The sequence below is a fragment of the Trichloromonas sp. genome, assembly GCF_041583255.1.
Taxonomy (GTDB): Bacteria; Desulfobacterota; Desulfuromonadia; order Desulfuromonadales; family Trichloromonadaceae; genus Trichloromonas.
Genome location: NZ_JBFHGD010000186.1, coordinates 1 through 6609 on the forward strand (window position 1 = coordinate 1; position 6609 = coordinate 6609).

The following is a 6609-nucleotide window of genomic DNA, read 5'->3' on the forward strand; positions in this document are numbered from 1 at the left end:
AATGGCAAGGTCAAGATCATTCGCACCCCCCAGGGGCGTTTCTGGTACAGCAACTGACCGCCCCAGTCTTCCCGAGCTTAAAGCCTCCGGCCGGAAGCCGTTTTACGGTCAGAATAGGGGCTTAGGCTGGCTCAGTAGCCGGTAGTTCTGATCTTCGCTAACGAAGGTCAGGGCTGCCTGGCCGGTGTGGACGATGCGTTGGGTGGTGGCGATATCGGTGTATTCGCGCGTGTAGGTGAGAGCGACGAAGAGCTTGCCCTGGCCGTCCGAGGTGATATTGTCGACCGTATAGCGCAGGCCGATGTCGTGGGCGCGGCTGAGGTTCTGGCGCACCCGGGATTCGAGCAGCATGTCGTCTCCGGCGTAGCGTTCGGAGATATAGCCTGAAAAGCGGATGCTGTTTTTTTCCTGGTAGGCGGCAATCATGGCATCGAGGGTCTGCAGTACCTGCTGCTGTTCTTCCCAGGCGGAGTGGCCGGGGGTTGCGTGCGGTGGTATTGAGCGCACGGTGGGCCCGGTGACACAGCCGGTCAGCAGCAGCCAGAGCAACAGGGCAGAAAAACGGATCGGGGGGCGGCGGTCAGACATGATGGGCTCCTTAGAATTTCATCACCAGTATATACCAGGAGCGAACCCGGGGCCAAGATGCTCGGTGTTCGATTCCAAGTCTATTCTCTTTTGCTTCCCGGGCCGACTGTGAAATAATACCCGTTTAAGCCAAGTCAGGCTAATTCGATCCAGCGGGAGACTTTCATGACCGACCAGCCCAAACGCCTCTATCTCATCGACGGTTCGAGCTACATCTACCGGGCCTACTTCGCCATCCGCCACCTCTCCAACTCGAAGGGGTTCGCCACCAACGCCGTGTACGGTTTTGTCAACATGCTGCTCAAGGTGGTGCGCGAGCAGGCGCCCGACCACCTGGCGGTGATATTTGACGCCAAGGGGCCGACCTTCCGCAAGGAGATTTATCCCGAATACAAGGCCAACCGGGCGCACATGCCCGAAGACCTGGTGCCGCAGATCCCGGTGATCAAGGAGGTGGTGCGGGCCTTTAACATGCCGGCCATTGAACAGCTAGGCTTCGAGGCGGACGACATCATCGCCACCCTGGCGAAGAAATTCGCCGCCGAGGGGATGGAGGTGACGGTGGTCACCGGCGACAAGGACCTGATGCAGATCGTCAGCGAGCGGATCGTCCTGCTCGACACCATGAAGGACAAGCGCTCCGGGCTGGCCGAGGTCGAAGAGCGCTTCGGCGGCACCCCGGACAAGGTGATCGAGGTGCAGTCCCTGGCCGGCGACAGTTCGGACAACGTCCCCGGGGTGCCGGGGATCGGCGAGAAGACCGCGGTCAAGCTGATCAAGGAATTCGGTTCAGTCGAAGAACTCCTCTCACGCGTGGGCGAGGTGAAGGGGAAGATGCAGGAGAAACTGCGCGAGTTCGGCGAGCAGGCGCTGTTGTCGAAAAAGCTGGTGACCCTGGTCGACGACATGCAGCTCGATCTCGATTACGACAGCTTCGCCCTCTCCGAGCCCGACCGGGCCGCGCTCACCGATCTTTTCAAGGAGATGGAATTCCATAAGCTGGTGCAGGAATTCTCCACCGAAACCCGCGCTACCGGCGAGGCGTATCACGGGGTGCAGACCGAGGCGCAGCTCGATGCCTTGATCGATGAATTGCGCCGTGCCGGTCGTTTCGCTTTCGATACCGAGACGACCAGTCTCGTCGCGGTACAGGCCGACCTGGTCGGGCTCTCTTTCTCCGTGCGGCCAGACGAGGCCTGGTACATCCCGGTCGGCCACCGTTACCTCGGTGCTCCCGAACAGCTCGATCGCCAGCTGGTGCTTGACAGGCTGCGGCCGCTGCTCGAAGATCCGGCTTTGGCCAAGATCGGTCAGAACCTCAAGTACGACCTGCTGGTGCTGCGTAGGGCCGGCATCCGCGTGGCTGGCGCCGACTTCGACACCATGATCGCCTCGTACCTGGCCAACCCCGCCGCCAAGAGTCACGGCATGGACGCCATGGCCAGCGAGCTGCTTGGCCACAAGACCATCAGCTACAGTGAGATGACCGGCAGCGGCAAGAACCAGATCGGCTTCGAAGAGGTCGAGGTGGAAAAGGCCATCAACTACGCCGCCGAAGATGCCGACATCACCCTGCGCCTGGCCGCGGTGCTCGAACCGCAGCTGGCCGAGGTCGCGCAGGAGGGGCTCTTTGCCGATGTCGAGATGCCGCTGGTCGAAGTGCTCACCGACATGGAGTGGGCCGGGGTGCGCATCAACTCCGGGTTTCTCGCCCAGCTCTCCGCCGAACTGGAGAAAAAAATGGCCGCGCTGGAAACCGAAATCCACGCGCTGGCCGGCGGACCTTTCAATATCGGTTCGCCCAAGCAGCTCGGTGAAATCCTCTTCGAGCGGCTGGAACTCCCCCGTGGCAAGAAGACCAAGACCGGCTGGTCGACCGACGTCGAGGTGCTGACCAAGCTGGCCGAGGACCACGCCATTGCCGCCAAGATCCTCGATTACCGCTCGCTGGCCAAGCTCAAGGGGACCTACACCGATGCCCTGCCGAAGCTGGTCAACCCCGAGACCGGCCGCATCCACACCAGTTTCAACCAGGCGGTCACCGCCACCGGCCGGCTGTCGTCTTCCGACCCGAACCTGCAGAACATCCCGATCCGCAGCGAAGAGGGGCGCCGCATCCGCGAGGCCTTCGTCCCCGCCGAAGGGAACGTGCTGCTGGCCGCCGACTACTCGCAGGTCGAGCTGCGGGTGCTGGCCCACATGGCGGACGAGGCGGTGCTCAAGGAAAGCTTTTCCCGTGGCGAGGATATTCATCAGCGCACCGCCAGCGAGGTCTTCGGCGTCTTCCCCGAGATGGTCACTGCCGAGATGCGCCGCCAGGCCAAGACCATCAACTTTGGGGTGATTTACGGCATGGGCGCCTTCAGCCTCGGCAAGGACCTCGGCATCAGCACTCGCGAGGCGCAGACCTTCATCGACAACTACTTCGCCCGCTACCCCGGCATCAAAACCTTCATGGAGAGCAAGAAGGAGGAGGCGCGGCAGAAGCAGTATGTCACCACCCTGCTTGGGCGGCGCTGCGCGGTCCCCGAGATTTCGAGCAAGAACGGGGCGATCCGCAGCTACGCCGAGCGCAATGCCATCAACTACCCGATCCAGGGTTCGGCCGCCGACATCGTCAAGGTCGCCATGGTGCGCATTCACAAGCGATTGGCCGACGAAGGCTTGAAAACCCGCATGGTGCTGCAGGTGCATGACGAACTGGTCTTCGACGTGCCGCAGGATGAGTTGGAGACGGTACGCGAGCTGGTGCGCAGCGAGATGGAAGGAGCGGTCGCGTTGAAGGTGCCGCTGGTGGTCGATATCGGGGTCGGCAGCAACTGGAGCGAGGCGCATTGAGTTGAAACGACATAGGGTATTCAAGGCCGATTGTTACAGCTGACATTCTCGACCGGGGCATAATTAGTGATAAAATAACACTTGACAGCTGGCGCTTGCGGGGTCTAGTTTTTTGACTTTCCGCAGGTTTTTCCGCCGCCGCCTCACGGGGCCATTGCCAGTACGCCACGACAGGACAGTTTCGATGCAGAAAGTACTGATGATCGATGACGATCAGGCGTTTCTCGACTATATCGAAGGGTACGTGAACGAGCGTTACCCCTCGCTGGAGTTCACCACCTGTCTTGATCCTGTTCGTGGTCTGGCCGCTATCCACGCCGACCTTTCGCTGTTGCTGCTCGACCTCGAAATGCCTGGCCTTGATGGCGGCAAGCTGCTCACCTACGCGGTTGAAAAAGGGGTTCGTCGCAACCGCATCATCATCCTCTCCGGCCGTGACGCCGAATACCTGCACAAGCGGTTTCCCATGGGGAGCTGCCTGGCGGTTCTCAACAAACATGAAGTGCGGCAAAAAGCCGTGCTTGACATGGTCTTCAGTTCCCTGCAGGGGAAATGTCTGGCGAAAACGGCTGAGATGTAACCGGGCCGGCAATTCCGGCATGGCCTTTCACTGAGGAAACGGCCGCTGCTGCGCAAATCCCTTCCTGTTCTAATTCCCTTGACAAAACGGTATGCTCTTGGCGATTCTATGCCGGCCAATGAGTAATTTATTTGCCTGCAAGGAGAGAGTTATGCGTTCATTTCGTTCTGCCTGGATAGTTGTTCTGCTAGGTGCCTGCCTGCTGGCGAGTCCGGCAGTCGCGTTCAACCAGCCCTCGGTCAATCTCGGTTTTACCAGCTTTCTGGACGGCGGCCCCCCGGCCGGTCCCGGCCTGTATCTCACCGAGTACCTGCAGTATTACACCGCCGACAAGCTGGCCGGGCTGCCGATTTCCGACCCCGAGGTGGATGTCACGGTCAGCCTTAACCAGGTCATTTACCAGTCCGACACCGAAATTATTCCCGGCGCCCGCTGGGGGCTCGACGTGATCCTGCCGGTGGTGTTCATCGACAGCAGTCCTCTGCCCGAGACCGATTCGGGGTTCGGCGACCTGCTGGTCGGCCCCTACCTGCAGTGGGACCCGATCATGGGAGCCAAGGGCCCGCTCATGCTCAATCGCATCGAGCTGCAGACCATCTGGCCGACCGGCAAGTATGACGAAGACCAGGCCCTCAACCCCGGCAGCAACCATTTCTCTTTCAACCCCTACTGGGCGGCTACGGTCTTCATCGGGCCGAAGGTTACCGCCTCCTGGCGGCTCCACTACCTGTGGAACGACAAGAACGAAGACGCCGGTCCCGGCATCCGTTATATCAAGGCGGGACAGGCCTGGCACGGCAATTTCGCCGCCGCGCTCGAGGTGGTGCCGAAAACCCTCCGTATCGGGATCAACGGCTATTTCTTTGACCAGCTGACCCACACCGAGGTCAACGGGGCGTCCATCGACGACGACGAGCGGGTCTTTGCCGTCGGCCCCGGTGCCATCTGGCACATCAACATGGACATGCACCTGTTCCTCAATGCCTACAAGGAAAGCTCCGCGGAAAACCGGCCCGAAGGCGAGCGTTACACCCTGCGTTTCGTCTGGCACCTGTAATCTATTACAGCCTGTGTGAACGAAAGCGGTCAGCCTTTGAACAGGCTGACCGTTTTTTTTTGTGGCTCGTTGGTTGCGTGGGGTGGAAGGCAAGGCCGTTTCGTGGTCGACCTCTTGAAGTGTCATGCCCCATTGTTTAAATTGCTGAGTGAAAGGACGGACGCGAGAGGTGTGACCACAAGTTTACCTGATTAAAATGTCTTTGGCTGTGATGGGTTGTCTTGCTTTTGTGTCGGGCAGTTATCCGCCAGGAGGTGTCCGCCGCGCAGCAATGTTGCAGCTCCTTGCCGCGGTTTCCGGAACATCGGTTGCCAGTGACGGGAGGGGATAATTAACTGTTGTGTTTCTGCCGAATTTTGATATAAATATTAGGAATTTTTTTAATTTTGCGTTTTGCGGGGAGGTTGCAGATGGTTAAAGAGATTGGCTTTATCGGGCTGGGAACGGTTGGCGGGCATATCGCGGCCAACCTGCTGAAGGCGCACTATAAGCTGTCGGTTTTTGATTCCAGGCCGGAAACGGCTAAGAATTTGTTGACCCAGGGGGCCAAGTGGGCTTCGAGCCCTTTCGAAGTGGCCCAGGGCAAAGACATGGTGATTGTGGTCATGCCCGAAAAAGAAGAGATGGAGGCGGCCCTTTCGGGGACCGACGGTTTCCTCGCCGGGATTAATCCCGGCGCCATCCTGGTCGACATGGGCACCCATTCCCTCGAAGCGACCATGGAGCTCTCGGCCAAGGCCACTGCCAAGGGGATCCAGTTCCTCGAAGCGCCGATCTGGGGCACCAAGGAGCACGCCATCAGCGGGCTGCTGACGGTGCTGACCGGTGGTGACCAGACCTTGCTCAGCCGCTGCCGCGAAGTCTTTTCCCACTTTGCGCTCAACATCATTCATGTCGGCGATGTCGGTGACGCCACCCGGATGAAGTTCGTAGTCAACCTGGTGCAGGCCGAATTGATGGCCGCCCTGGCTGAAGGATTGGTGCTCGGCGAAAAGCTTGGGTTCAAGGCGGAGAAGATCCTCGAGGTGCTCGAGTCGGGCGGCGTGGCTTCGCCGCTGTTCAACGCCAAAGGGCGCTCGATCGCCCGCGGTGACTTTTCGCGCAACCTGGCCCTCAAGTACGTGTACGAAGGGCTGATGATGGCGACCGATGCCGCCGCAAAGGCCAACCTCGAGCTTCCTGCCGCCAACGCGGTGGCCAAGATCTACGAAAAAGCGCTCAAGGCCGGCCGCGGCGAAGAGGATTTTTCCGCAATCGTCAAAGAACTGCACTGACCGTTCGTTGATAGCTGAAACAAATGGGGGCCCTGCCGAGCAGGGCCCCTTTCGTTTGCGCATAAAAGCCGGGGCGGGGCATGCCCGCGTTGACAGTGTCGCGGCGCCGGTGCTAGTATCACCCCTTCAATCTAGGCAATGACGCCCGGGGAGGTGCTATCCATGGAACAGAAACTGCAAATTCTCCTCGACACGGTGCGCAAGTTGACCCGCCGCGGCGCTTACCCCAACCTGACCAAGGTTCTCGCCAAATCCCACCCTGCCGATATCGC

The 6609-nt window shown here is 59.9% G+C and carries 5 protein-coding genes; 4 read left to right on the plus strand and 1 reads right to left on the minus strand.

The genetic code is table 11. The features are described from left to right. Positions 1–108: 108 nt before the first annotated feature. Complete coding sequence (locus ABYV89_RS13225; RefSeq protein WP_432823418.1) at positions 109–588, minus strand: hypothetical protein; 480 nt, start codon at positions 586–588, stop codon at positions 109–111. A gap of 165 nt (positions 589–753) precedes the next feature. Between ABYV89_RS13225 and polA the strand changes: the two genes are divergently transcribed. The 4 genes from polA (at position 754) to ABYV89_RS13245 (ending at position 6337) form a co-directional block, all read left to right on the plus strand. Next, positions 754–3426, plus strand: a complete 2673-nt coding sequence (gene polA / locus ABYV89_RS13230; protein WP_432823419.1) for a DNA polymerase I — start codon at positions 754–756, stop codon at positions 3424–3426. 184 nt (positions 3427–3610) lie between these two features. Next, positions 3611–4006, plus strand: a complete 396-nt coding sequence (locus ABYV89_RS13235) for a response regulator (protein WP_432823420.1) — start codon at positions 3611–3613, stop codon at positions 4004–4006. 151 nt (positions 4007–4157) lie between these two features. Further along, positions 4158–5063 carry a SphA family protein gene (locus ABYV89_RS13240; protein WP_432823421.1) on the plus strand — a complete coding sequence of 302 codons (906 nt, stop codon included), beginning with the start codon at positions 4158–4160 and terminating at the stop codon, positions 5061–5063. Between the two features lie 410 nt (positions 5064–5473). Further along, on the plus strand, positions 5474–6337 hold the full coding sequence (locus tag ABYV89_RS13245; RefSeq protein ID WP_432823422.1) for an NAD(P)-dependent oxidoreductase: 864 nt from the start codon (positions 5474–5476) through the stop codon (positions 6335–6337). The last annotated feature ends 272 nt before the right edge of the window (positions 6338–6609 follow it).